Annotated in this window: 19 protein-coding genes, 1 tRNA gene and 1 pseudogene; 8 read left to right on the top strand and 13 right to left on the bottom strand. The window is 68.6% G+C overall.

Translation table 11 applies throughout. The annotated features are described in order from the left end of the window. Positions 1-5 precede the first annotated feature (5 nt). The 3 genes from ACTHMF_RS07600 to ACTHMF_RS07590 form a co-directional block, all read right to left on the bottom strand. The gene (locus tag ACTHMF_RS07600) at positions 6-911 is read right to left on the bottom strand and encodes a carbohydrate ABC transporter permease (protein WP_314146456.1); all 906 of its coding nucleotides are present in this window, start codon (positions 909-911) and stop codon (positions 6-8) included. Continuing rightward, a complete protein-coding gene (locus ACTHMF_RS07595; protein ID WP_314146457.1) occupies positions 908-1,753 on the bottom strand; it encodes a carbohydrate ABC transporter permease in 846 nt (281 codons plus the stop codon). The genes ACTHMF_RS07600 and ACTHMF_RS07595 overlap by 4 nt, the downstream gene beginning before the upstream one ends. 161 nt (positions 1,754-1,914) lie before the next feature. Next, positions 1,915-3,207, bottom strand: coding sequence for an extracellular solute-binding protein (locus ACTHMF_RS07590; protein ID WP_314146458.1), 1,293 nt, complete (start codon positions 3,205-3,207; stop codon positions 1,915-1,917). A 132-nt stretch (positions 3,208-3,339) separates the two neighbouring features. On the opposite strand from ACTHMF_RS07590, the gene ACTHMF_RS07585 reads away from it, so the two are divergent. Then, a complete protein-coding gene (locus ACTHMF_RS07585; protein ID WP_440316939.1) occupies positions 3,340-5,412 on the top strand; it encodes a beta-galactosidase in 2,073 nt (690 codons plus the stop codon). Here the strand turns inward: ACTHMF_RS07585 and ACTHMF_RS07580 are convergent. The 3 genes from ACTHMF_RS07580 to ACTHMF_RS07570 are packed head-to-tail and all read right to left on the bottom strand — an operon-like array spanning position 5,399 to position 10,208. Next, positions 5,399-8,188 (bottom strand): FAD-binding and (Fe-S)-binding domain-containing protein, encoded by a 2,790-nt coding sequence (locus ACTHMF_RS07580; RefSeq protein ID WP_440316938.1) that lies wholly within the window; start codon positions 8,186-8,188, stop codon positions 5,399-5,401. The genes ACTHMF_RS07585 and ACTHMF_RS07580 overlap by 14 nt on opposite strands. 14 nt (positions 8,189-8,202) lie before the next feature. Next, on the bottom strand, positions 8,203-9,366 hold the full coding sequence (locus tag ACTHMF_RS07575; protein WP_440316937.1) for a Gfo/Idh/MocA family protein: 1,164 nt from the start codon (positions 9,364-9,366) through the stop codon (positions 8,203-8,205). Further along, positions 9,363-10,208 (bottom strand): class I fructose-bisphosphate aldolase, encoded by an 846-nt coding sequence (locus tag ACTHMF_RS07570; protein ID WP_440316936.1) that lies wholly within the window; start codon positions 10,206-10,208, stop codon positions 9,363-9,365. Before ACTHMF_RS07570 ends, ACTHMF_RS07575 begins: the two co-directional genes overlap by 4 nt. A gap of 118 nt (positions 10,209-10,326) precedes the next feature. Between ACTHMF_RS07570 and ACTHMF_RS07565 the strand changes: the two genes are divergently transcribed. From ACTHMF_RS07565 to ACTHMF_RS07555, 3 genes are all read left to right on the top strand, one after another. After that, positions 10,327-12,351: a PfkB family carbohydrate kinase gene (locus ACTHMF_RS07565; RefSeq protein ID WP_440316935.1), complete on the top strand. Its 2,025-nt coding sequence runs from the start codon at positions 10,327-10,329 to the stop codon at positions 12,349-12,351. 74 nt (positions 12,352-12,425) lie between these two features. Then, positions 12,426-13,409: a LacI family DNA-binding transcriptional regulator gene (locus tag ACTHMF_RS07560; RefSeq protein WP_440316934.1), complete on the top strand. Its 984-nt coding sequence runs from the start codon at positions 12,426-12,428 to the stop codon at positions 13,407-13,409. Next, positions 13,406-14,314 carry a DUF4432 family protein gene (locus ACTHMF_RS07555; RefSeq protein ID WP_440316933.1) on the top strand — a complete coding sequence of 303 codons (909 nt, stop codon included), beginning with the start codon at positions 13,406-13,408 and terminating at the stop codon, positions 14,312-14,314. Before ACTHMF_RS07560 ends, ACTHMF_RS07555 begins: the two co-directional genes overlap by 4 nt. A 51-nt stretch (positions 14,315-14,365) precedes the next feature. On the opposite strand, the gene ACTHMF_RS07550 is transcribed toward ACTHMF_RS07555, so the two are convergent. Next, complete coding sequence (locus ACTHMF_RS07550) at positions 14,366-17,662, bottom strand: fibronectin type III domain-containing protein (RefSeq protein WP_440316932.1); 3,297 nt, start codon at positions 17,660-17,662, stop codon at positions 14,366-14,368. Between the two features lie 174 nt (positions 17,663-17,836). Between ACTHMF_RS07550 and ACTHMF_RS07545 the strand changes: the two genes are divergently transcribed. From ACTHMF_RS07545 to ACTHMF_RS07535, 3 genes and pseudogenes are all read left to right on the top strand, one after another. Then, a complete protein-coding gene (locus ACTHMF_RS07545) occupies positions 17,837-18,670 on the top strand; it encodes an SGNH/GDSL hydrolase family protein (RefSeq protein ID WP_440316931.1) in 834 nt (277 codons plus the stop codon). Positions 18,671-18,869: 199 nt separating this feature from the next. Beyond that, positions 18,870-19,172, top strand: a pseudogene (locus ACTHMF_RS07540) (hypothetical protein); the annotation flags it as partial. 26 nt (positions 19,173-19,198) lie between these two features. Next, on the top strand, positions 19,199-19,483 hold the full coding sequence (locus tag ACTHMF_RS07535) for a hypothetical protein (protein ID WP_440316930.1): 285 nt from the start codon (positions 19,199-19,201) through the stop codon (positions 19,481-19,483). Here the strand turns inward: ACTHMF_RS07535 and ACTHMF_RS07530 are convergent. Together ACTHMF_RS07530 and ACTHMF_RS07525 are read right to left on the bottom strand one after the other, a co-directional pair. After that, a complete protein-coding gene (locus ACTHMF_RS07530; protein WP_440316929.1) occupies positions 19,441-19,935 on the bottom strand; it encodes a GNAT family N-acetyltransferase in 495 nt (164 codons plus the stop codon). The two genes, ACTHMF_RS07535 and ACTHMF_RS07530, sit on opposite strands and share 43 nt — an antisense overlap. A gap of 481 nt (positions 19,936-20,416) precedes the next feature. Continuing rightward, positions 20,417-20,506 (bottom strand) — tRNA-Ser (locus ACTHMF_RS07525). A 59-nt stretch (positions 20,507-20,565) separates the two neighbouring features. Here ACTHMF_RS07525 and ACTHMF_RS07520 point away from each other — a divergent pair. Further along, entirely contained in the window at positions 20,566-21,342 is a 777-nt protein-coding gene (locus tag ACTHMF_RS07520; protein ID WP_440316928.1) for an SGNH/GDSL hydrolase family protein, read from the top strand. Positions 21,343-21,453: 111 nt separating this feature from the next. Here the strand turns inward: ACTHMF_RS07520 and radA are convergent, their stop codons facing one another. The 4 genes from radA to ACTHMF_RS07500 form a co-directional block, all read right to left on the bottom strand. Next, complete coding sequence (gene radA / locus ACTHMF_RS07515) at positions 21,454-22,812, bottom strand: DNA repair protein RadA (protein ID WP_440316927.1); 1,359 nt, start codon at positions 22,810-22,812, stop codon at positions 21,454-21,456. A 110-nt stretch (positions 22,813-22,922) separates the two neighbouring features. Beyond that, on the bottom strand, positions 22,923-23,552 hold the full coding sequence (locus tag ACTHMF_RS07510; RefSeq protein WP_440316926.1) for a hypothetical protein: 630 nt from the start codon (positions 23,550-23,552) through the stop codon (positions 22,923-22,925). Positions 23,553-23,597: 45 nt separating this feature from the next. After that, positions 23,598-24,125, bottom strand: a complete 528-nt coding sequence (locus tag ACTHMF_RS07505) for an amino-acid N-acetyltransferase (RefSeq protein WP_440316970.1) — start codon at positions 24,123-24,125, stop codon at positions 23,598-23,600. A 65-nt stretch (positions 24,126-24,190) separates the two neighbouring features. Beyond that, a partial coding sequence (locus tag ACTHMF_RS07500) for an AAA family ATPase (RefSeq protein ID WP_440316925.1) occupies positions 24,191-25,611 on the bottom strand: 1,421 nt, incomplete at its 5' end.

Here is a 25,611-nt window from a genome sequence, read left to right as displayed (position 1 = left end):
GACCCCTATTTCTCGGCCCCGGCCGCCAGGCCTTTACTCCAGAACCCCTGCAGGGACAAGAACATGGCGATAACCGGGATGACGGACAGCAGTGCGCCGGTGATGACAGTGGAGTAGCTGACAGGGAATCCCTGCATCGCTCGCCATCCGACCAGCCCGACGGTGACCGGCTGAAGCGAGGTGTCGGCCAGCATCAGCGACGGGAGCAGGTAGTTCGTCCAGATCGCGACGAACTGAAACAGGAAGATCGTGACCATCGCCGGCGCCATGATCCGCACCGACATGAGGAAGATCCGGTACTCGGACGCACCATCGATCCGTCCCGCCTCCAACAGCGTGTCGGGGACCGAGCTGGCTGCGTAGATCCGGCTGAGGTAGACGCCGAAGGGACTCACGATGCTGGGGATGAAGACCGCCCAGAAGGTGTTGACCGTGCCCATCGCGCTGAAGACCAGATAGAGCGGAACCGCGAGGATCGGAGCCGGCAGGAGCACCGCACCGAGCACGGTGCCGAAGATCGCCTCGCGCCCGGGGAAGTCGAATTTCGCGAGCGCGTACCCGCACATCACCGACAGGAGTGTCGAGACGGCACCTCCGACCCCTGCGTAGAGCAGAGAGTTGAGGAGCCAGTGGGTGTAGATCCCATTCTGGGCGGTGAACAGCGCTCCAAGGTTTCCGATCAGGTCGACGTCGCCGAACCAGAAGCCGTTGCCTGTGAACAGCTCGCCGGGGGGTTTGGTCGCGCTGACGACGAGCCACCAGACCGGCAGAAGGCAGTAGATCGCGAAGATCACCATCACGACGAGAACCAGCGCGCGGGAGGCCGGGCTCACCCGCTCGAACGGGCTTCGCGCGGAAGCGATGCGAGAGCGGACCGGACGTTCGATCACCGGAGCGATTTGCGTGGTCATGCGTCCACCCGCTTCGCCGATGCGCGGAAGACGAACACGGAGAGGACGCAGACGATCGCCCCCACGATGACGGAAAGCGTCGCAGCGTAGTTGAAGTCGTTCGAGGACAGCCACTTCATGGCCGCCATGATCGGGGTGTAGTCGGATGGCAGGTTCGGGGCAATGGTCTTCATCGTGACGGGTTCGTTGTAGAGCTGCGAGGTGCCGATGATGGAGAAGACCAGCGACAGCAGCATTGCGGGGCGGATGAGCGGGACTTTGATGCGGAGCGCGGCGCGCCAGCCGGAGCAGCCGTCGAGGGCCGCGGCTTCCATCACTTCGGGCGGAATGGCCTGCAGGGCCGCGTAGAGCAGGATCATGTTGTAGCCAGTCCATGCCCACGTCAGGATGTTGGCGATCGAGAACGGCAGGGCGGCGTCGGTGACGAAGGAGATGTCGATCCCGATCGAGTGGAATGCCTGCACGACGGGGCTCAGCGTCGGGGCGTAGAGGAACGACCAGACGAGCGCCGCGATGACGCCGGGGAGACCGTAGGGCACGAAGTACGCCAGCCGGAAGAAGCGCTTGCCGGTCGAGACGGCGGCATCGAGAAGAAGCGCGAACAGCAGGGCCAAGGCCAGCATGACCGGGACCTGGATGACCCCGATGAAGAGGACGCGCCCGAGGGACGCCAGGAAGCCGGGGTCCTGGAAGGCGCGAAGGTAGTTCCCGAGTCCGACGAACTGCACGTCCGCGGCGCCCAGTCCGAGCCCGCTGCGCTTGGTGGCGAAGAGGCTCTGGATGATCGCGTAGACCGTCGGAATGAGGTAGACGATCACGAAGAGCACGAGGAAGGGCGCCACGAAAGGCAGTGCGCGGCGCCAGCGACGCGCAGCGCTGCGCCGACGGGGAAGGGTGGCTGAGGAGGTCACGCGAGCATTCCGTTCGTGGGATTCGAGGTGGAGCCGAGGCTGGGGCGGGTCTGTTCGGACCCGCCCCGGCCAAAAACAGCGATCGCGAGTGGCTACTTCGCGACGGTGAAGCCCTGCGTCTTCAGGGCGTCGGTCGTCGCCTTCTGCGCTGCGTCGAGCGCCTGCTGATAGGTGCCGCTGCCGTTGGCGATCTTTCCGAGGCCGTCGCCGAGCGTGGAAGCGGTCACCGACATGACGGGACCCCACTGCCAGCTGGTCGCCACCTTGGCGGACTCATCGCGGAACAGCTGGTAGATGGGCTGACCGCCGAAGTAGGCGACCGGCTCGTCGAGGGCCTTGTTCTTCAGACCGGCCTTGGACGCCGGCAGGATCGCGGCCGCATCGATCAGGTTCGAGACCGAGTCCGCGTTCGTGGACATCCAGAGGGCGAACTCGGTCGCCTCCTTCGGGTTCTTGCAGTCCTTCGTGACCGCGGTGGCGGAGCCCCCCGAGTTCCCGACGGAGTCGGTGCTGCCCCATCGCGGCATCGGGGCGACCGCCCAGGATCCCGAGGACGCCGCGGCGTTGTCGCGAATCAGGGTCGCCGACCAGACCGGACCGACCTCGGCCCAGACCGTCCCGTTGCTCCACGCGGAGTACAGAGCGGCGTCGAAGGCGGGATAGTTGCTGAGCAGCCCCTTGGCCTGAAGACCCTGCCAGTACGACGCGACCTCGGAGTTGGCCTTGCTGTCCAGCGAAACACCCCAGGCGTCGCCCTTGGTGGCGAACCACGGGGCCTTGTTCTGCCACGCGAAACCCGCGTAGAGGTAGGGGTCGCTCGGCAGGTTCATGATGCGGGCCTTCGGGTCTGCCGCCTTGACCGCGGCAGCCGCCGACGCAAACTGATCCCAGGTCTCCGGGAGCTCGATGCCCGCCTTCTCGAAGAGGTCCTTGCGGTAGAAGAGCCCCATCGGGGCGGTGTCCACCGGGACGCCGTATGCGTCGCCGTTGACACCGACATTGCCCCACACCCAGTCCGCGAACTGGTCACGGGAGTCCTTGACGTAGTCGTTGACGTTCTTCAGGGCGCCGGCCGCGAGGAAGCTGGGGAGCGTCTCGTAGCCGACCTGGGCTAGGCACGGCGCCGTTCCGGCCTTAGCCGCGGTGAGGATCTTGTCGTATCCGCCGGCGCCACCGTTGGCGATCTGCTCGTACTTGACCTGGATGTCCGGGTGGCTCTTGTTCCACAGGTCGACCGACTTGTCGTAGCCCGCGGCCCATCCCCAGAATGTGATCTGCGTCGTGCCGCCGGACGCCTGAGGCGACGAACCGCCGCTGCATCCGGCGAGGGCGAATGCGGCGGCCGTGGCGACCGCCACACTCGCCAGCAGGAACTTCTTCTTCATGATGACCTTTCGGGTTCGTCATTGAACGGGATCGGCACGCCGGTGCGTGCGGCCGCAGAGGCAGTCTAAACAACGTTGTCTCAAAACGCTAGTCTGGATCGCGACATCGCCTCGGCGACGAATGGAGGACACGTGAACGACCGTTGGATTCGATGGCCGGAGCACACGGCAGCCGGCCACGATCGGCTCCTCGGCTTCGGTGGTGACTACAACCCCGAACAGTGGGACGAGAGCGTCTGGCAGGAGGATGCGCGCCTCATGGTCGAGGCCGGCGTGAATCTGGTCACCGTCGGCGTCTTCGCGTGGTCGGCGTTGCAACCGGCTCCGGACCGTTGGGAATTCGGGTGGCTCGATCGTGTCATGGATCTGATGGCCGACCACGGCATCGCCGTCGATCTGGCGACCGCCACCGCTTCCACGCCGAGCTGGGTGACCACCCTCCATCCGGACGTGCTGGCCGTCGACAGGTTCGGGCACACGATGGCGCAGGGCGGCAGGCAGGCGTGGTCTCCGTCGTCCCGCGTCTACCGGCGGCTCTCTCTGGAGCTGGTCGAGCGGATGGCCGAGCGCTACGGCAGCCATCCGGCCCTCGCGCTCTGGCACGTGTCCAATGAGCTCGGCGGCCACAACGCCCACTGCTACGGCGAGGAGTCGGCGCGCGCGTTCCGGATCTGGCTGCGCGAACGCTACGGCGACTCGATGCAGAACCTCAACGACGCCTGGCAGACGCTGGTGTGGAGTCAGCGCTACTCCGACTGGGAGGAGATCCAGCCACCGCGGGCGACCTTCACCGACCCGAATCCATCGCAGCTCCTCGACTTCGAGCGATTCAGCTCCGACCAGCTGCGCGCCCAGCTGCAGGCCGAGGCGGCCGTCCTTCGTCGGGCGACCCCCGACATCCCGATCACGACGAACCTGATCCTGTTCGACGCGGGCAAACGAATGGCGTACAGCACGTGGATGGACGACGTCGACATCGTCTCCAGCGACCATTATCTGCAGCCGGTGCGGGACGCCTATCCCGAAGCGGAGTTCTCCGCCGACCGGGCTCGGGGTCTTGCCGGGGGCCGCCCGTGGATGCTGATGGAGACAGCGCCCGGCCACACGAGCTGGCGCCAGGTGAACCCGGCCAAGCGCCGCAGGCAGCTTCGCCGGGACGCATTCTCGTACATCGCCCGCGGATCGGACACGGTGTGCTTCTTCCAGTGGAGGGCCGCCCGCGCCGGCGCCGAACGCTTCCATTCCGCGATGCTGCCGCACGGCGGTCCCGACACCGACGCCTTCCGCGACGTAGTGGCCCTGGGTCGCGATCTGGCCCAGTGCGCCGAGCTGGCCGGCTCGGTGGTCGAGGCGGACTGCGCGCTGGTGCTCTCCGAAGAGTCGTGGTGGGCCCTCGAACGGGCGGACCACCCCCACAACGGCCTCAGCGCGACCGAGACCATGCTCGCCTGGCACCGCGCGCTGACCGACCTGGGCGCCACCGTCGACGTCGTGCCTCCGACCGCAGACCTCGGCCGCTATCCCCTGGTCGTCGTGCCCCAGCTCTACCTGGTGGACGACGCCGGCGCGGAGCGCATCGCCGCCGTCGCCCACGACGGGCGCACGGTCGTCATCGGCTCCTTCTCCGGCATCGTCGACGATTTCGATCATGTGCGTCTCGGCGGCTATCCCGGGGCGTTCCGCGACCTCCTGGGGCTGCGGGTGGAGCAGTTCTGGCCGCTGCTCGACGGCGAGACAATCGCCCTGGACGGCCTCGGTGCCGGCAGCGTCGTCCGCCGGTGGGCGGAGGTGATCGCGACCGAGGGAGCGCGAGTGGAGGCGACACTCCTCGAGGGCGACCTGGCAGGTGGCCCGGCCGTCACCCGCATGCGGCACGGTGAGACCGGCTCTGCCTGGTATGTCGGCGCCGAACTGGACGGGGACGCTCTCACTGCGTTCTTTCGTCGCGTCCTCACCGACCAGGGCCTGGCGCTTCCCCTCGTGACGTCTCCCGCGCTGCGGGTCGTCACGCGCCTCGCGGCGGACGGCGCGCGCTTCCACATCCTCATCAATCACTCCGGGGACGAAGAGACCGTGGTCGCGGAAGGCACGGATCTCCTCGACGGATCGTCGCATAGCGGGACGGTCGCGGTGCCCGCAGGTGCCGTGCGGGTGCTTCGGGGCTCGCTGGTGCGTGAGCCCCTCGCCGTGGTCAGGGCCGAGTGACTTCCTCCACCAGTTCGAGCACGTGTCGATAGGTCCGGCCCGTCGCGCGCGTCATCCCGATCTCGCACGTGCGGTTCGCCGACACGTACGCGTCGTATTCGCCGGCGGTGACCTCGGCGGCTTCCGCCGAGGTCGCCGAGGCGGTCAGTTCGGGATGGAGCATCCCGCGGTCGCCGGCGAATGCGCAGCAGCTCCAGTCGTCCGGGTGATGCACGTTGAGTGCGGCGAAGGCCGCGAGCTCATCGAGCGCTCCGTCCGCACCGAGGGCGGCGGTCGAGCATGTGCGGTGCACCATCACCGAGCCCACGCGCGCGGGCGCGGGCAGGGCCGGGAGCAGCACATCCCGGGCGAACTCCGTCGCATCGACGAACCGCAGCACGGGTGCGTCGTTCGCGCTCGTCGCCAGCAGGGTCTCCAGGCCTTCGGTGCACGAAGCAGCATCGCACACGATCGGAAGCCTGCCGTCGTCGCTCGCAGCCAGTAGCGCGGGAATCACGCGGTTCGACATGCGCCGATAGCCGTCGAGATGGCCCTTGGACTTCCACGGCGTGCCGCAGCACAGGCCCTCGATCCCCTCCGGCGTGACGAGCGCGACGCCCGCGCGCGCCGCCAGACGACGAAGGGCCTCTGTCGCGCCGACACCTCCGTCGGCACCGAACATCGAGCCGACGCACGCTGCGAAGAGCACCGCCGACGGGGACGGCGAGCCCGCACCCGTTTCGTCAGCACGGCGCCTGGGAGAACCGCCGGCGGGCAGACCTCGCTGGTAGTGCGGCAGGGTCTCCGTTCCGAGGATCGCCCTGCCGACGTCGGTCGCGCCCTCCACGAGGGCAGCGGGCGCGCGCCGGGCGATGCTGAGGGCGTTCGCCGCGACGCGCGTGGCAGGCGCCCAGTTCTCCGCGGCCGCTGACCACGCGGCATCCCTGACCGGCGTCCGCCGCTCGGCCCGCAGACGCCGCACGAGGTCGCCGGTGTTGATGGCGACAGGACACGCCATCGCACACAGCCCGTCGACGGCGCACGTGTCGACTCCGTCGTAGCCGTAGTCGCGCTCGAGCTCGCGCCGCAACGGCTCGTCCCTTGCGTCGGCCGCGGACGCGATCTCCCGGCGCAGCGCGATCCGCTGCCGTGGGGTCAACGTGAGGTCCTTGCTGGGACAGCCGGGTTCGCAGTACCCGCATTCGACGCACCGGTCGACCTCGTGCTCCACCCGAGGGGCGACCTTCAGATCGCGGAGATACAGCTCGGGGTCGTCGCTGAGGAGGACACCCGGGTTCAGCATCCCTTCGGGGTCGATGAGACGTTTCACGTCCCGCATCACGCCGTACAGTTCGTCGCCGTACTGGCGGCGGACGAACGGCGCCATCGCTCGACCGGTTCCGTGCTCCGCCTTCAGGGTGCCGCCCTCTGCGAGCACCAGCTCGACCAGCTCGTCGGTGAACGCCCGATAGCGGGCCAGAGATGAATCGTCGCCGAAGTCCTCGACGAGCATGAAGTGGAGGTTGCCGTCCTTGGCGTGCCCGAAGACCACGGCATCCTCATAGCCGTGGCGCGCGAACAGCTCGATGAGGCGCGTGCACGTCGGAAGCAGCCGTTCGACGGGAACCGCGACGTCCTCGAGCAAGGCGGTGGTGCCGGGCGGTCGAGCGCCGGCGACGGCGGCGTACAGGCCCTTGCGCACACGCCAGAGCGCCGCGCGTTCGGCGGCGTCGGTAGAGAAGGCGAATGGGGCGGCCAGAGGAAGGCTGCGGATCAGCGGCTCGGTGGCGACGACTGCCGCTGCGAGGGTGTCTGGATCCGCCGATTGGAGTTCGACGAGCAGCGCGGTGTGGTCCTGCACGTGGAGGTCCGCGATCGCCTCGGGCACCTCCTGCCCTGCTTGCGCGACCCGAAGCGCGGCCGCATCCATCAGCTCCACGGTGGCGAGCCCTGCTGCCACCAGCTCGGGAAGGGCTGCGGTCGCCTCGGCGAGGCCGGGGAAGACGAGGAGTCCGGTCGTCACAGCAGGTTGGATCGGGACCGTGGCGAATCGCGCCTCCGCCACGAAGGCCAAGGTGCCCTCGCTGCCGATCACCAGGTGCGCCAGGATATCGACGGCGCGCTCGAAGTCGAGCAGGGCGTTGATCCCGTAACCCATCGTGTTCTTCATCGAGAACTGCCGACGGATCTCCGCCACAGCGTTCGGAGACGCGAGCAGCCGACGGCGTAGCTCCAGCAAGCCGGCGTGGATCGCCGGTTCGGCGCCCGCCAGCCGCTCATCCGCGTCGTCCGCGCCGGTATCGATGACGGTTCCGCTGACGAGCACGAGAAGCAGTGACTCGATCGTCCGGTAACTGTTCTCCGTGGTCCCGCACGCCATTCCGGACGAGTTGTTCGCGACGACTCCCCCGACCGTGCAGGCGATCTCGCTCGCCGGATCGGGGCCGAGCCTGCGTCCGTGGCGGCCCAGCCTGGCATTGACCTGACGGACGGTGGCGCCCGGGCCGACGCGAACGGAGCGACCGCCGGCGGAGACGTCGATGGTGCGGAACCCTCGGCGCGTGTCGACCAGGACGCTGTCCGTCACGCCCTGGCCGGAGAGGCTGGTCCCGCCGGAGCGGAAGGTCAGCGTGCGTCCGGCGGCGCGTGCCGCGGCGAACAGTGCCCTGATGTCGTCCACGGAGCGCGGAACGACCAGCGCTTCCGGCACGAGCAGGTAATGGGAGGCATCGTGGGCGAACGCGCGGAGGTCGATCGCCCGCTCGCGCACCTCCAGCCCGGTCGGCCACACGCTCACCGGTCCACGCGCGCTCACCGGTCCTCGCGCTCGACGGCCACAGCACGCTGTTCGTCGTGGGACAGCAGCGCCGCGCGGTAGATCCTGTGCGTGAGCGCCGCCTCCTCCGGTCGCGCCGCTCCGAAGCGGTTTCCGAGCGCACCGGCGCGCTCGGCGAGGAACGCCGCCCACATCTGCAGGATCGAGTCAGAGAAGCCCGACTCGAAGATCGGGCCGGTGACGGTCGGCCAGACCGACTGGCTGCCGGCATCCACGCTCTGCCAGACCTGCTCGCGTCCGGCACCCGGAATCTCCGTGACCGTGAAGATCTCGACGGTCTTCGGTCGCTTCGTGCTGAAGCGGACGCCGCCGTCGAGCCCGATCGCCTCGAATTCCCAGGTGTTCTTCTGTCCTGGAGCGATGCGCATCGTCTCGGTCGTGAGGGGAAAGCGGTCCGTCTCGGTCTCCACCCACGAATGCAGGGTGGCGTTGTCCCAGGTGTCGCTCGGCACGAACTCGCCGTCAGGCCCAGGACGCTCGGGCACGATGTCCTGGAGCACACCGTAGACCCTTTCCGGCACCCACCCCAGGCGCAGCGGGACGTGCCAGGTGTGCATGCCCAGGTCGTTGAGCACACCCGCCTGCCCGCAGTATCTCGCCTGACGCTTCCAGTTGACCGGCTTATTGACGTCCACGTCGCTGGAGTGGAGGAAGCTGTTACGAGCCGACACGATCGTCCCGAGCGCGCCGGAGCGCACGTAGTCGATGGCGAGTTGAGCGCCGGGGAAGAACGGGAGCTCACTCGAGCACCGCACGAAACTCTCCGGATGCTCTCCGATGGCCTCGAGAATGGCGTTCGCGGCCGCGCCGTCGATCCCGAATGGCTTCTCGGCCAGCAGGCTCTTGCCGCTGCGGATCACGTCGGTATAGATGCGCTCGTGCAGATCGTGACGCACCGCCACGTAGACGACGTCGATGCTGTCATCCGCCAGGAGGTCAGCGTAATCCGTCGTCGTGAGCGTGACCGTGTCGATCTGATCGAACCACTCCAGTGCAGCGGGGACGATGTCGCACACGGCGGTCAGCCGCGGCCGCACAGGGTGGTCGACGAGAGCGGGCCAGCGCTGGATCGCCGCCGCGATCTCCCGCCCCATCAAGCCACCGCCGATGATGGCCACATTCACCCGCTCCGCGCTCATGCCGCCGCCTTCGCGATGCTCTCGAGCGCCTCATCCACGCTCGCGCCGTCGTGCAGAACGGCCAGCAGGGCCGTGGTGATCCCCGCCGGGTCCGGGTGCTGGATGACGTTGCGGCCGTAGACGATGCCCCGCGCGCCGGCATCGAGGACGGCCACGGTGCGCTCGAGGAGGGTGCGATCGTCGACTCTGCCTCCACCGCGCACCAGGACCGGTACATCGCCGGCGACCTCGATGACGCGGTGGTAGTCCCGGAGATCGTCGCTCGGGTCGGCCTTGATCAAATCGGCGCCGAGCTCGACGGCCTGACGCACCAGCGTGACGATCTTCTCGATGTCTCCGTCGACCAGGTAGCCGCCGCCGGCGGTGTCGTTGTCCTGCATCACCAGCGGCTCAATCATGAGGGGCATCCCGTAGCGGCCGGCTTCCTTCCGCAGTTCCATGATCGACCGGATGTTCGCCTCGCGGACCTCCGGGTGCCCTGGCAACTGCATCAGGTTGGCGCACACCGCGACGGCGTCGAGGCGGACGGCCTGCTCGATCGCATCGGGAACGTGGTGGCTGAACAGCCGGCTGTCCAGTGGCGAGTTGTAGACGTTCGCGACGTCGGTCCTCAGCACGAGGGCCGGCTTGTCCTTTCCGGGGAGCGCCTGGAGGTGGCGCGCCTGCCCGACGGTGAGCTGCACGGCGTCCGGCCCGGCGTCCACCAGGGTCCGCACGACGGCGCGCATGTCCTCGATACCGGTGATGAATGAGCGCTCACCGAAGAAGCCATGATCGACGGCAACGTCGAGGGCGCGGCCGGAACGAGGATGAAAGAGGCGATTGAGGCGGTACGGCGTCATTGCTGCGCTTTCTGTGGGATTCGTGAAACGTGCTCGGGTGTGCAACACTAAACCCGGTGAAACAACGTTGTCTAGTCGAGGACAAGCGCTTCATGTCACGCCGGAAAGGACCACTCACGTGCACGGGATCGCTTTAGCCGGTCATCTCTGCGTCGACCTCGCACCCGCCTTCGGCCGCGCCGCCGACATCGATCCTGGACGGCTCCACGAAGTAGGTCCCCTGCGGATCACCCTGGGCGGCTGCGTGGCGAATACCGGGCGGGCCCTCGGCGACCTGGGCGGACGGGCGCGCGTCCACGCGGCCGTCGGCGACGACGAGCTGGGCAGCACCGCCGAGCGGCTGCTCGCTACGCTCCCCGGCCTCACCGGACGGCTGCAGAGCGTCGGACGCGCCGCGACCTCCTACAGCGTCGTGCTCGAAAGCCCGGGCCAGGACCGGACCTTCTGGCACCATGTCGGCGCCAACGCCGCCTTCGACGGTGCGGAAGTGGAGCTCGACGGCGTCGACATCCTGCATCTCGGCTACCCGTCGCTGCTACCGGGCCTGCTCGCCGACGATGCCGAAGCCCTCGTCGCGCTCCTAGGACGCGCGAAAGAGCGGGGCATCACCACCTCGGTCGACCTTGCCGTCGTCGATCCCGCCTCACCGGCCGGCGCCCTGAACTGGAACGTCGTATTCGATCGGATGCTGCCGCTCGTCGACCTGCTCACCCCGAGCGTGGACGACCTCACCTCGGCCCTCGGGCTCCCGTCGCAGGCCTCGCCGGAAGAAGTCGATGCACTCGTCCAGAGCCTCATCGAGCGAGGTGCGGCCGTGGCGGCGGTCTCCGCCGGATCCGCGGGATTGTTCGTTCGAACCGGTTCCGCCCAGCGCCTGCGCACGGGTGGCCGCGCGCTCGCCTGCCTCGCAGAGGAGTGGGCCGATCGCGCCTTGCACCAGGCCACCCGACTGGCCCAGGAGCCGGTCACCACCAATGGCGCGGGAGATACATCCACCGCCGGTTTCCTCTACGGGGCAGCCGTGTGCGCGCCGCTGGAGAGTGCGGCGTCCCTCGCGGCGGCGTGCGCGACCGCTGTCTTGACCGGGCGACCCGCCACCCCGAACACCGTTGTCGCGATCGATCCGGCACTGGCGGCCGTGTTCCCCGCCGCGGCGCCCGGCCCGCGTGCGCCGATCGTGCTCGAAGCGAACCAACCCGTCGACCGCTTCTATGCCGGCGGCGAGCGCATCGCCGGCTTCCGCGGGACCGGGCGGGCGGTCGAGCACACGCCGGAGGACTGGGTGGGCTCGGTGACGACGGTGCGCGGCCAGGGGCCGCTCGGCCTCACCCACCTCGGTGACGGTGAAGCGCTGGCGGACGCCGTGCGACGGGACCCCGTGGCGTGGCTGGGCGAATCGCACGTCGCACGCTGGGGCGCGGACACCAAGCTCCTCGTCAAACTGCTCGACGCCAGGGAGCGCCTCCCCGTGCACGCCCATCCCGACACGGCGTTCGCGCATGTGCACGTCGGCACCGAGCACGGGAAGGCCGAGGCCTGGTACATCCTGGAACCGGGTGTCGTCCACCTGGGACTGCGCGAAGCGATATCGCGCGAGCGGCTCGACGAGCTCGTCGAGCGACAGGACGGCGCGGCCCTCCTCGGCCTGCTGCACCAGATTGCGGTGCGGCCGGGCGACCGCGTCTTCGTTCCCCCGGGCACGCTGCACGCCATCGGCGCCGGCGTGTTCCTGGCCGAAGTGCAGGAGCCGGAAGACCTCTCCATTCTGCTCGAATGGCGTGGCTACGCCCTAGACGGCGAGCGCGACGGCCATCTCGGCCTCGGCTTTCCCCTGGCGTTGGACGCCGTCGACCGCAGCCCGCTGGCGCGGGAGTCGCTGGCCGCCCTGGTGCGGCCCGCGGGCGACGCGTCCGGCTCCCTGCCTGCGGCCGCCGATCCGTACTTCCGGCTCGACCGGCTCGACGTCGACGGCCGCGCTGTGATCGCGCCCGGCTTCGCGGTGGTCATCGTGATCGAGGGCGAACTCGTCACCGAGTACGGGGACTGGTCTCGCGGCACCACCGTCCTGGTGCCGGCGGCGGCCGGGCCAGTGGGGCTGGCGGGCAGCGGGACGCTCCTGGTCGCACGGCCACCTGTTCCCTGATGCCTCTGGAGGCGATCCGCGGCAGATACGATGGGGCATCCGAGACAGGGAGCAGGATGGCCAACAGCCCGACGATGAACGACGTCGCCCGCGCGGCGAAAGTCAGTCTCAAGACGGTCTCCCGGTTCGTCAACGGCGAGAGCAACATCGATCCCGTACTCGCCGACCGGATCGCCGAGGCGATCGCGGAACTCGGCTATCGACGCAATCTCGCCGCCGCGAGCATCCGCCCGGGATGGACGAGCAAGATCCTCGGACTGATCATCAGCGACCTCGCCAACCCGTACTATTCGACGCTGGCCAGAGCCATCGAGGAGGTGGCGGGAAGCGAAGGATACATGCTGATCGTCGCGAGCTCCGAGGAGGACGGGCGCAGGCACGACCGCATCGTCGATCGCCTCATGGAGCAGCGGGTCGACGGGCTGATCATCGTGCCGCCGCGCAACGAAGGACGCGAGTGGTCGAAGGTGCCTCCGCCCGTTCCCCCCATGGTCTTCCTCGACCGACCGGGTGGTCATCCCGCCGCCGACACCGTGCTGGCGGACAATGCGGGGGGCGCGGCCGAAGCGACACGAACCCTGTACGGACTCGGCGCTCGCCGCATCGCCTTCGTCGGTGATTCCCTGGACATCTACACCATGCGGGAGCGGTATCGCGGCTACTGCGATGCCCTGAGCAGCCTCGATCTCGCGCCGGACGCCATGCCGTTGTCCACCGACGCCCACTCCAGCGAGCAGGCGCGTGCTGCGGTGACCAGCCTGCTCGCCGAGGACGCTGCCGACGCCATCTTCGCTGCGAACAACCGAGCGTCGATCGGTGCGCTGCACGCATTCCGGTCCGCCGGGAGGCGCGTTCCGCTCGTGGGCTTCGACGACTTCGAGGCCGCCGATCTGGGCGATCCCGGCGTCTCGGTGGTGAGTCAGGACATCGAGCGGATGGGCCGGGACGCCGCGCGACTCCTGCTGGCTCGCCTGCGTGGCGAGGCCGGCGGCGACTACGTCACCGAGTCCCTTCCCACCACGCTGGTGCTGCGCGGCTCCGAGCAGCTGCCGACGTGAGCGCGCTCGAGCTTCGACGTGGCGAGCTCGCGGCGGTGGTGGACCCGGCGCGCGGTTCGGAGATCGTCTCCCTCAGCTACCGCGGTGCCGAGCTCTTGTTCCGCACCCCGTGGCGGACTCGCGCCCAGCGCGCGCTCGACGGCGGCGCCGGTGCCTCGATCGGGCCGGTCGGCGACTGGCTCGCGCGGTATCGCGGCGGCTGGCAGACCCTCGTGCCCACGGTCGGCGACCCTGCCGATTACGTCGGACCTGCCGCGTATCACGGCGAGGCATCGGCGCTCCAGTGGGAGGTCGGGGCAGCAGACGCGGCCGGCGCCCACCTGACCGCGTCCCTGTTCACCGTCCCGCTGACGATCGATCGGGATATCGTCCTCGACGGGCGCGGGTTGAGCATTCGGGACCGGATCGTCAACGAGTCCGACGTCGAAGTCGCCTTCGACTACGGGCATCATCCGGCGTTCGGCTCCGAGTTGCTCGCCGGTCGCCTCGAGGTCGATGCGCCCGGGGCCGCCTTCACACCGGACCACGACACGACCGAGCAGCGCCCGTGGCCCCACGGGCTCGCGAAGGACGGCTCCGCGTTCTCGCTGGCTCAGGTCGCGCCGTCCGACCGGCGCGGCGTCTACGGCTGGCTCGAGGTGCCGGAGTCGCGGCTCCGCATGCGAGCAGAGGGCCCGGAGGTCGAAGTGGTCCTGGAATGGGACTCGACGACGATGCCGTCGCTGTGGGTGTGGCAGGAGCTGGGCTGGGATGAGTCCTTCCCATGGTTCGGGCGCGCACGTGTCGCCGCTTTCGAGCCGGTCAGCCGCCCGACCCGCATCGGCGATCGACGGGGAGCGCTGCGGCTCCCGCCCCGCGGAGAGCTGAGCACCTGGATACGCGTGGGGATCTCCGCCTTGCCGTAGCGCGGAACAGGCCCGGGCCGCATCCGCACGCGACCCGGCCCTGTCCGCCGCCTACTTCACGTCGACGTGCAGGGTGCGGCTGGTCGTCGTCCCCTGCGCGTTGGCGAATTCCATCACGTAGTCGTATCCACCCGTCGCGCGTCCCGTGAGCGGCACGGCCACCGTCTGCGCGCCCGGCGTCTCCGCGGTGAGCGCTCCCGACGCGATCTCCGTTCCGTTCTCCAGGAGCCGGTACGAGGTGGCATTCGTCCCCCACCACAGGTTCGCGGTGACGGTGTAGCTTCCGGAGTGGTCGTAGTCGTCGTCGGACAGCGTCGGCATTCCGGGAGACGCGTCCGTGACCGTGACGGTCAGCGGGTCCAGGTCGCGCACCCCTTTCGAGTTGGAGATCTTCGCCGTGTAGACGTAGCTGCCGTTCGCGCGCCCGCTGATGTGCACCACCGCCTTCTGCGCTCCGGGTGTCGCCATCGTGAGCGGCTGCTCGGCGATCAGCGAGCCGTTCTCATAGAGGGCGAGTTTTGTGGCGTTCTGGCCCCACCACAGGTTCATGGTGAGGTCGTAGTCCCCGTCCTGCAGCCCCGTGTCCCATCCGTTGTCCGAACTCAGCGAAGCGGCAGCCGGCGGCTCGGTCGCTCCGTCGTCGACGACGGTGTCGACCGTCCACGCCGAGAAGTCGTACGTGGCCGTCGTGTCGCCGAGCGTGGCGGTGAACGTGTCGCTCAACCGGTCCTGGTGCAGGTACGGCGTGTCGAAGATGCCGTAGCTGTCGTAGGGGATGGCGGTGCCGTCGACCTTCGCGTTGCCGCTGGGCGCGGCGTTGGCCGCATCGAAGGTGAGGTCGAGCGTCTTGCCCGCGAGGTTGTGGTAGACGAGGTGCGGCGCGGTGTCGTCGATGCCGCCGGCGTCGACTCGGTCTCCCGTCGTCACGGCCGCTGCGAACGCGTCCAGGCTGGGGTAGGCGCCCGCATCGGCCGAGTCGAAGATCCACCCGTTGCGGTTCGCTTGGCTGCGCAGGATGTCGTAGCTGTAGGCGGTGGTCGCCGTCGGGTGGATCTGCGCATTGGTCTTCACCTTGTTCGACGGGTCGTTCGGGGTCTGGTACGACCACGTCGACGGCTTTACGAGCTGATAGGCGAAGTACATCGGACCGGTATTGACAACCGTCCAGGCGCCGACCTGCTTCTTCTCGACGATGGACCCGTTCGCGGGGAACATGGCCGTGAGCGTGTTGGATGTCGCGTCACCCGAATTGCGGAAGACACCGATCGCCGAGGAGTCGCTCTGCATCACGCGGTGGTCGGCCGGCTGGTCGTAGTTGCCGATCGCCGCCGTGCCCTGATCCAGAGAGATGCGGAACAACGGGTTGGGCGCGTCGGACCTCCAGCGGACGACGAGCGGCTGGTCCTCGATCCAGTTGTCCACCCGGCGGTACTGCACCTCGGTGCCGACTCCCCAATCGGGGCGGACGAACGTGGTGCGGTCCACATCCATCGCACGGCCGCTCGAGTTCTGCAGGTTCGACTTGTGCGAGGTGTAGCTCTTGTCGGTCTTCTGTCCGAGCTGCACGGCGAGCGCAGGCGGGGTGTAGGTCATCCCCGGCCACGCGGCGAAGCCCAGATACTCGAGATTCGGCCGGTATGCGGAGGGGGCAGGGTTGTCCGATTCGCCCACCGCCTGCTGCGCCCGGTCAGCGCCGAAGTACGCCCAAGCGAGGGCGGTGTGATCGGCCGGCCGCCAGGTCGGGTCGCCGACCGATGACAGGTCGCCCTTGGAACGGCTGAGCGAGGAGATCATGTAGCCGTCGATCCAGTCGTTCGCCCATTCGAACCACATGACGTCCATCGCCATCTTTGCCTTCTGACGCAGATCGGCGTCCGGAGACCACTGCTGCACGGCGTTCAGCCCGAAATAGGTCATGAACGTGTACTCCGGGCTTTCGTACTCGGCCCAGCCGCGGTGGACGCCGGCCCCGATCATGTCCTCGATGTTCTGCTTGTTCAGGGCAGCGAGGGTCGCTCCCGAATTGCCGTTGAGGTCCGTCACGTCGGGCAGATACGTTCCGACCAGGTAACCGGAGACGTAGTTGGCCATCCGGAGGTTCTCCGTCTGATTGAGCTTGCCGTAGGCGTAGCCCGCGAAGTAGCTCTTGACCTTCGCGATCGTCGCAGCGGGGAGCTTGTCCCCCACCATCAGGTAGGCGTACATCTTCGCTTCCGTCTTGTACTGCTCGGCGTCGTACTGCCCGTACATCGTGTCGAGCTTGGAGATGTTCTGCGCGACATTCTGGCCATCGAGCAGTTGGGCCGTGTATTGGACGACGTTGAGCGGTCCGCTCTCCTCCTTCATGTCCTTCGTCTTCTGCCAGAGCCACGCCAGCCGGGTGGTCGTCGTCCCGGGGAAGGGCGCGGGCGCGGGCGGGACGGCCGCTGCGGTCGTCAGCGTGGTGGCGGTACTGTCGGGGCCTTCGTTCCCCGCCCCATCGCGGGCGCGGACGGTGAACGTGTAGTGCGTCGACGCCATCAGCCCGGCGACCTGGGCCGTCGTGACCGCTCCGCCTGTGCTGGCTGCGAGCACGCCGTCCCGGTAGACGTTGTAACTTGAGATGCCCTGATCATCGGCGGCCGGCGTCCATGACAGGGACGCCGTCGTGCCACTGACCGAACCCGTCAGAGCGCCCGGCGCCGTCGGCGGCGTGGTGTCCGTCGACTTCGGCACCTCGGTGACGGCCAGATCGTCCACCGCGATGGCCTCGTCGGTGCCTCCGGTATCGACGCGGACGGAGAATCCGAGCTCGACCGTCGAGATGATCCTGGCTCCGCCGTTCGGGACGATGCTGAAGCGATAGGTGCCGATGTCCTGCGACGTCACCGGTCGCAGAGCTCCGTCGGTCGCGGTGTAAGCGGCAGTCGTCGTCAGGGACGTCGAGGGAACCGGAAAGCGCGGCACGGCGACGTTGTCGAAGTTCCCGAACTGGATCTGCGCGTAGACGTCCTTCGCGACCGTCTTCGTGCTTGCGGCGGTGCGCGCCAGCCGGAAGCTCAGCTCGAAGTCCACGGGCGCGCTACCGGCCGGTTGTTTGTAGACGGCGTTGATCCGGTCCTTGAGAGCTCCGGAACTCAGGCGCTTGTAGAAGTAGGACGAGAGGGCGGCGTTGAGCGAGGAGTCCCGCAGTTCGAGAGCGGGGTTGCCGCCGATCGTCACCGGCGTCTGGGTGTCGCCGGTGGTCGTCGACGTCACGTCGAACCGTGTGGCGGGATTCGTGAAGGACGCATCGAAGTCGGCGGCAAGCAGGTTCACCGGCGGTGGCGTGCTGTCGACGGCGTGCGCGGGCACGACAGCCGATGCCACCGCTGCTGCCGCAAGGCAGAGACCGATGGCTGTCTTGAGGGGATTACGCACTGCGTCTCCGTTCATCGTCGAACATGGACCGGTGTGGTCGAAACACGAGCGTAAGATAACGTTGTCTTTAAGGCAAGAGAAGGAACCTTTCTTTCCGCCGGCGCCAGACCCCGAGGGAGCACCATGACGTCGCCGCACTCCATCGTCCGCTTCGTCGGTCTCGATCCCCGGGCGTTCTTCGCGCCGCTTCCCGCCCCGCCCGATGCCGCCGACGCCACCGTCGCCCTCTGGGCGGGCATCGGTCCCGCAGACCTGGACGAACAGCGCGAAGCCGTCCGCGCCGAGATCGGCGACACCGTGGACGAGGTGCTGAGCGACCCCCGGCTCGCCGCCGCAGCGCACTCCCTTCCGATCCGTACCGGACAACGGGTCGTCGTCCTCGGAGATTCGATCTCGGCCGAGGCAGGCAGCTGGGCCGACCTCCTCGCCGAGGTGCTGCACCGCCTGCGCCCCGGAGCAACGCTCCTGAACTGGTCGCTCGCCGGACGAACCACGGCGGAGACGGTGGCCGCGTTGGCTCCCGTCGTGGCCCACCGCCCGGACTGGGTCATCACCATGATCGGCACGAACGACGTCCGCCGCCACGGCGTCGGATCAGGCGTGCGAATGGCCTCCTCGAGCGCCATCGCCCACGCGCGGGACGCACTGCGGGAACGCCTTCACACCGAGACGGCAGCTCAGCTGATCACGCTGACGCCGCCTCCCATCAATCCGGCCACCGTGGCCGCCAACCGGTCGACGGGCGTGTGGTGGGAGCTCGCCGACATCGCCGAAGCCGTCGAAGCGGCACTCGTCGACGACCCGACCGCGATCGACGTTCACGCCACGGTGAGTACCGGACCCGACTTCTGGGGTGCGGACGGCATCCACCCAACCCGCACCGGGCAACGCGCGATCCTGACGGCCGTGCTCGACGGGTTCCGCCGGCCGCGATGGCCCGGTCCCCCAGTGAGCTGAGGAGCTCGGCCGACTACTTATGTCATGGCGGCGCATCGACTCGATGCGCTTCACGACATGTCCGAGGGTCGCGGTCGGCTGGCGTTGTGGAGCATGTGAGCGATCGATGAGATCGCGTTCTCTGAACTGGCGGAAGCGATTGACCCCCCTTTCGAAGCGATCGGTCCCCCGCCGGGTGTCATTGTGACAAGCCGGGCTTACGCCCGACACGATCGAGCATGTCAACGCGCACGCCACCGGCACGACAGTCGGCGATACCGCCGAGTCGGTCACGATCGGAGAGGTTTTCGGACGCAAGGCCGTGACCGCGTCGAAGGCTGCCCTCGGGCACCTTTTGGAGCCGCAGGCGCAATCGAGGCGATCATCGCGATCTCAACGCGAAGCACGGCGTCATTCCGCCGACCCGCAATGTCACGCACACGAACATCGACCCCGCCATCGATCTCGACGTGACGCACAAGAATGCGCCGGTGACACCGGAAAGCCGCAAGCGTCTCACTGAGCGCCGCACCAGGCCCGATCGCGCATGTGGCCGGAGATGGAAGCCTCTCGCCCACTGCCTCGACGTGGGCGATCCGCCACCGCCGCCATTGGCAGGCCGCGCTGCTCCACCGGTCGATCAGCCGACTACTCGCCCAACTCGGCCTGAGTCGGCGGAGGTTCATCGACCCCAACGGGGAGAACAACCGTGTGGTGAAGAAGATCATCGCGAAGTACGCCGGCCACACGGTCCACCTCGACATGAAGAAGGCCGGCCACGTCCAGGGCGATCATGCCAGCGAGATTTCCATCAGGATGTCGGCGCGCGCGTAGTAGTCCGCGACGGGGAGACGGTCGCGAGTGATTCGGTGGAAACCGGCGGCTTCGTAGAGGTGCACCGCCGCCTCCAGACGAGTGCTCGTGCCAAGGAAGAGGCGTCGACCGCCGAGCTCGGTGCCGCGGCGGATGGCTGCATCGATGAGGCGTCGCCCGATCCCTGCGCCCTGAGCCGACTGAGTGACGCCCATCTTCGCCAGTTCGAAGATCCCGTCGCCATACGACACCAGAGCAACGCAACCCACCGCCTCACCGCTCGCATCATGCGCGATGAGGACATCTCCCCCGGGCCGCACGATCTGCCCGATCGGATCGGCCAGAAGCCTCCGGTCCTCATCCGCCAGGGTGAATAGTCGCGAGATCCAGTCTTCGTTGATCTCCCGGAAGGCGGTGAGATCGGTCGGCGTCGCGAGAGAGGCAATGCTGACGTCGATATGAGGATGTGGCATACATCGATCCTTGAACGGGGCAATCAAGATGTCCAATACACCTCACCGGGCGGTTCGATAGGTTGAGGTTATGGATTCGCGCATCGAGTTGCGGCATCTGAGGTATTTCCTTGCTGTGGCCGAGGAGTTGCACTCCAGCCGCGCGGCGCGTGGTCGGCGCTTCTCGGGCTGACCGGTGTGGTGATCGCCGGCGTCCTGCTCGCGTCGACCCATCGCGCTATCGCGGCGCCACGGACAGCTCACCATCGACGGCGATTCCATCACCGCTGCTCCAGTCGCCGTTGGACGTTGGGAACCGCCGGAGTCCCAGATGCGCGACTCGCTGATCTACGCCTGCACGACTCGTGCGGAACCACGATCGGTTGGACATCACGTCATTCGTCGCATGATCTGGTTACCGCTGCGTTACCGCGTCCGCGATCGGCGGCAAGCGAAAACCCCCGGATCCCGTGTCAGCACGGGGATCGCGGGGGCTTGCACGTGGCGGTACCGGTGGGATTTGAACCCACGGTGGGCTTTCACCCACACAACTTTTCGAGAGTTGCACCTTCGGCCGCTCGGACACGGTACCGCCTACGAGTTTACTTGATGCGCGCGGCGGTCGCCAATCGAGCGGGGTACGTTGGGGGGATGGTGAGCTGGAAGCCGGTGTTCGTGGTGGGTTCGGCGGTTGCCGCATGCGGGACGGCGCTGGCCGCGTGGTCCGCCGTCGCGCAGAAGCGGGCGAGGGTCGCGGCGGCGAAGGTGCGGCTCAACGAGACCCTTCCCGTGCACTCGAAGTGGTGGCGCGACGCCGCGACCACCGAGGGCGAGATCCTGTATGTGGCCATCGGGGACAGCGCCGCGCAGGGGATCGGCGCCTCCGCCCCGAAGAACAGCTACGTCGGCGTCATCGCCGACCACATCCGGTCGGCGACCGGCCGGACCGTGCGCGTCGTCAACCTCTCGGTGTCCGGGGCGACCGTCGCCCTCGCGGTCGCCGATCAGGTGCCCCGGTTCACCGGGTACGAGCCGGACATCGTGACCGTGTCGATCGGCGCGAACGACATCGCGGACTTCGATCCCGAGACGTTCCGCGACGGCATCGAGCGGGTGCTGGATGCGCTGCCCGCGGACGCGATCGTCGCCGACCTGCCGTACTTCTTCTTCCCGAAGAACGAGCACAAGGTCGCCGTCGCCAACGAGATCCTGCGCCGCGCCGCCGGCGAGCGCGGCCTGACGGTCGCCCCACTGCACGAGGCGATGCAGCGCCAGGGCCTGCGCGGGATCATGACCCAGTTCGCCGAGGACCTCTTCCACCCCAACGACCACGGCTACCGGGTCTGGGCGTCCGCGTTCCTCCCGGCCGTCACCGAGCTCGCCGTGCGGAAGTTCCCGCGCCGCCCGCCGGTCGCGGTCGCGTCCTGACCGCAGCGGAAGGGAGGATATCCGGACGGTTTCGAGGCCGATGTCCTCCGATGCCGACGGATGAGCCGTTTCGGGCGCGGGTGTCTTCCGTGGCTGACGCGGCCCGTCCCCTCAGAACGCCGCGTCCAGCTCCCGCTCGCGCGCGGACGCGGCCTGGAACGCCACCCGCAGCGCCTCGCGCACGGACGCCGCGCGCTCGTCGATGCGTGTCGCGAAGCCCAGGCGGGCCGCCTCGGCCGCACGCTGCTTGCCGCTCGACACCGGCCGGACCTCCCCCGCCAGGTTGATCTCGCCGAACGCGGCGAGAGTGTGCGGGATGGCCCGGTCCGTCGCCGCCGACGCGATCGCCAGCGCGATGGCCAGGTCGGCGCCAGGCTCGGTCAGGCGCACGCCGCCGACCGTCGCCACGTACACGTCCTTGTCGCCGAGCCGGATGCCCGCGCGGCGCTCCAGCACCGCCAGCAGCATCGCGACGCGGGACGAGTCAACGCCGTTCGTGACCCGGCGCGGGTTGGGCGCCGTGGTGCCCACCACGAGCGCCTGCACCTCCACGGGCAGCGGCCGTCGTCCCTCCATCGCGACCGTGACGCAGGTGCCGGAGACCGGGGTCGTCGTGCGGCTCAGGAACAGCCCGCTCGGGTCCGGCACCTCGGCGATGCCGTCGCCGGCCATCTCGAAGCAGCCGACCTCGTCCGTCGGCCCGAAGCGGTTCTTGAGCGCGCGCACGAAGCGGAGCGCGGTCTGCCGGTCGCCCTCGAACTGGCAGACGACGTCCACCAGGTGCTCCAGCAGCCGCGGCCCGGCGATGGAGCCGTCCTTCGTCACGTGACCGACGATCAGGATGGGCAGGTCGCGCTCCTTGGCGACCCGGATGAGCGTGCTCGCCACCTCGCGCACCTGGCTCGGGCCGCCCGCGATGCCCTCAGCGGAGCTGCTGGACACGGTCTGCACCGAGTCGACGATGACGAGGGACGGCTGCACGGCGTCGATCTGCCCGACGATGGTCGCGAGGTCCGTCTCGGATGCGAGGTAGAGCTGATCGTGCACCGCACCGGTGCGCTCCGCGCGCATCCGCACCTGGCTGACCGACTCCTCGGCGCTCACGTAGAGCACCCGCTCGTGCTCGCGCGCCGCCCGGGACGCCACCTCCAGCAGCAGCGTCGACTTGCCGACGCCCGGCTCCCCGCTCAGCAGGATCGCGGCGCCGGGCACGATGCCGCCGCCGAGCACCCGGTCGAATTCGCCGATGCCGCTCGGCCGGCGATGCATGGATTCGGCCCCGATCTCGGTGATCGACCGGGCCGCACGGTCCGTGCCGATGGCGACCGGCTTCAGCGCCCGCAGCACCCCGGTCGGAGCCGTCGCCTCGGCCACCGTGCCCCACTCACCGCACTCGCCGCAGCGGCCGACCCACTTCGCCGCCGTCCAGCCGCACTCCGTGCAGCGGTAGTTGACACTGGCCTTCGCCACGGGCACCTCCTCGATCGCTCCCCACACTAGGGGGAGCCACCGTCATCGGCGGGTGGGAGCGCCCAGCGGTGGAGAAGTCGCCGGTGGCCACTGCCTGTGCGGGAGTCTCGTCAGTTCAGGATGAACTGCTTGGTCTCCTTGGAGGGGATGCCGTCCACCGACGTCGTCAGGTGGTAGGAGGCGCCGCCCGCGGGGACCTGTGCGCGCTTCGCCTGGCAGGTCGCGGGGTCGCTGCGGGTGCGGTCCCACGTGATCGGCGTCTGCGAGGAGATGGTCTTGCCCGGCTTCAGCAGCACCTTGGCGTCCACCTTCTCGGTCTGGCAGTCGGTCGACTTCCAGTAGACCTCGGAGCCGCTGGTGATCGTGAAGACCTGCTGCGCCGTGCCCGCGTCGATCGTGCAGGCGGTCGTGCCGGTGTTCGTGATGGAGACGGACAGCTGCGGCAGCTGACCGGCGGCGTAGGTGGAGGCGTCGGTCACCGCGCCGACCGTGATGCTCGAGGGGTCGCACTCCTGACCGCTCGCCGTCGCACTGCTGGTCGGGATGCTCGTCGCCGCCGCGGTCGGCTTCGCGCTGGTCGTCGTGGCCGGCTTCGGCGTCTCCCCCCTCGACGATCCCGGCCGCACCACGATCAGGACGATGACCACGACGACGGCCACGAGAGCGATGAGGAGGACGAGCCGGCGACGCCAGTACACGCGGCTCGGTTGGGGGCCGACAGGATGCTTGAACGTCGACATGCCCGAAGCATAGCCGCAGGCCCCGGATTGCCCGGCGCGCCGCGCTCAGAGGCGCTTCAACATCCGGGTGTTGCCCAGGGTGTTCTGCTTCACGCGGGCGAGGTCGAGGAACTCCGCGACGCCCTCGTCGTGCGAGCGGAGGAGCTCGGCGTACATGGCGGGGTCGACCGTCTCCTCTCCCATGTCCTCGAAGCCGTTGCGCTGGAAGAACGCCACCTCGAAGGTGAGGCAGAACAGCCGGGACAGCCCCAGCTCCCTGGCGTCCTCCTCCAGCCGGGCGAGCAGCGCGCGCCCGACGCCTTTGCCGAGCCACTCCTCCGACACCGCGAGCGTGCGCACCTCGGCGAGGTCGCTCCACATCACGTGCAGGGCGCCGCAGCCGATGAGGTTCCCGTCGGCGTCCTCGGCGACCCGGAACTCCTGCACCGACTCGTAGAAGGTCACCGCCTCCTTGCCGAGCAGGATGCGTCGGTTGACCAGCGGCTCCACCAGCTGCTGGATGTGCGGAACGTCACTCGTCCGCGCCCGCCGTACCCCGAACGCACCCGCAGACCCCCCCGCCCCACCAACCAGAAACCGCCGAGTACGCAGATCATCTGCGTACTCGGCGGTTCACGGGCGGGCGCGTGCCCGCGGGATCAGTCGTTCGCGGCGAGGTCCGGGGTGGCCGGGCCGGTGCCGATCGCGGCGGTGGCGTTCACACCGGCGCCGATGGACTCGGCGCGCGCGCTGGTCGTGAAGACGAACTCCCCGTCGGCGAAGTCGACGTGGACGTGGTCGCCCGCGTTCAGCTCGCCGTGCAGGATCTTCTCGCTCAGCCGGTCCTCGATCTCGTGCTGGACCGCGCGGCGCAGCGGGCGGGCGCCGAGCGTCGGGTCGAACCCGACCTCGATCAGCCGCTCCTTGGCCGGGACGGTCAGCTCGATCGTCATGTCGCGGTCGAGCAGACGGTCGGAGAGGCGCTTGATGAACAGGTCGACGATCTGCAGCAGCTCCGTCTTGTTGAGCTGCGGGAACACGATGATCTCGTCGACGCGGTTCAGGAACTCCGGCTTGAAGTTCTTCTTCAGCTCCTCGTAGACCTTGCCGCGCATCCGGTCGTAGCCGGTGGTCGGGTCGCCCTCGATCTGGAAGCCGACGGGACCGCCCGAGATGTCCTTCGTGCCGAGGTTCGTCGTCATGATGATGACGGTGTTCTTGAAGTCGACGACGCGGCCCTGGCCATCCGTCAGACGCCCCTCCTCCAGGATCTGGAGCAGCGAGTTGAAGATGTCCGGGTGCGCCTTCTCGATCTCGTCGAACAGCACGACGCTGAACGGCTTGCGGCGGACCTTCTCGGTGAGCTGGCCGCCCTCCTCGAAGCCGACGAACCCGGGAGGGGCGCCGAACAGGCGGGAGACGGTGTGCTTCTCGCCGTACTCCGACATGTCGAGCGAGATCATCGCCGACTCGTCGTCGAACAGGAACTCGGCGAGCGCCTTGGCCAGCTCGGTCTTACCGACACCGGTGGGGCCGGCGAAGATGAACGAGCCGGAGGGACGCTTCGGGTCCTTCAGGCCGGCACGCGTGCGGCGGATCGTCCGCGAGAGGGCCGCGCTGGCCTCCTCCTGGCCGATGACGCGCTGGTGCAGCGCCTTCTCCATGTAGACCAGGCGGGCCGACTCCTCCTCGGTGAGCTTGAACACCGGGATGCCGGTCGCCTGGGCCAGCACCTCCGCGATCAGGCCCTCGTCGACCTCGGCGGTGGTCTTCACGTCGCCCGAGCGCCACTGCTTCTCGAGGCGCAGCCGCTCGCCGAGGAGGTTCTTCTCCACGGCGCGGAGGGACGCGGCCTTCTCCAAGTCCTGGTCCTCGATCGCGGCCTCCTTCTGGGAGCGCACGGCGGCGATCTTGTCGTCGAACTCGCGCAGCTCCGGCGGGGCCGAGAGGATCGACAGACGCAGGCGGGCGCCGGCCTCGTCGATCAGGTCGATGGCCTTGTCCGGCAGGAAGCGGTCCTGGATGTAGCGGTCGGCCAGGTTGGCCGCCGCGACGATCGCGCCGTCGGTGATGGACACCT

It is taken from the genome of Leifsonia sp., from assembly GCF_051955155.1.
Classification (GTDB): domain Bacteria; phylum Actinomycetota; class Actinomycetes; order Actinomycetales; family Microbacteriaceae; genus Leifsonia.
The sequence above is the reverse complement of the archived record's forward strand: the minus strand, read 5'-3'. Positions and strand labels throughout refer to the sequence as shown.

Bases quoted from the DNA above. Each gene is read 5' to 3' on its own strand.
- ACTHMF_RS07600 (WP_314146456.1), bottom strand. From the start codon at position 911: ATGACCACGCAAATCGCTCCGGTGATCGAACGTCCGGTCCGCTCTCGC.
- ACTHMF_RS07590 (WP_314146458.1), bottom strand. From the start codon at position 3,207: ATGAAGAAGAAGTTCCTGCTGGCGAGTGTGGCGGTCGCCACGGCCGCC.
- ACTHMF_RS07575 (WP_440316937.1), bottom strand. From the start codon at position 9,366: ATGAGCGCGGAGCGGGTGAATGTGGCCATCATCGGCGGTGGCTTGATG.
- ACTHMF_RS07570 (WP_440316936.1), bottom strand. From the start codon at position 10,208: ATGACGCCGTACCGCCTCAATCGCCTCTTTCATCCTCGTTCCGGCCGC.
- ACTHMF_RS07560 (WP_440316934.1), top strand. From the start codon at position 12,426: ATGAACGACGTCGCCCGCGCGGCGAAAGTCAGTCTCAAGACGGTCTCC.
- ACTHMF_RS07545 (WP_440316931.1), top strand. From the start codon at position 17,837: ATGACGTCGCCGCACTCCATCGTCCGCTTCGTCGGTCTCGATCCCCGG.
- ACTHMF_RS07530 (WP_440316929.1), bottom strand. From the start codon at position 19,935: ATGCCACATCCTCATATCGACGTCAGCATTGCCTCTCTCGCGACGCCG.
- ACTHMF_RS07520 (WP_440316928.1), top strand. From the start codon at position 20,566: ATGGTGAGCTGGAAGCCGGTGTTCGTGGTGGGTTCGGCGGTTGCCGCA.
- ACTHMF_RS07510 (WP_440316926.1), bottom strand. From the start codon at position 23,552: ATGTCGACGTTCAAGCATCCTGTCGGCCCCCAACCGAGCCGCGTGTAC.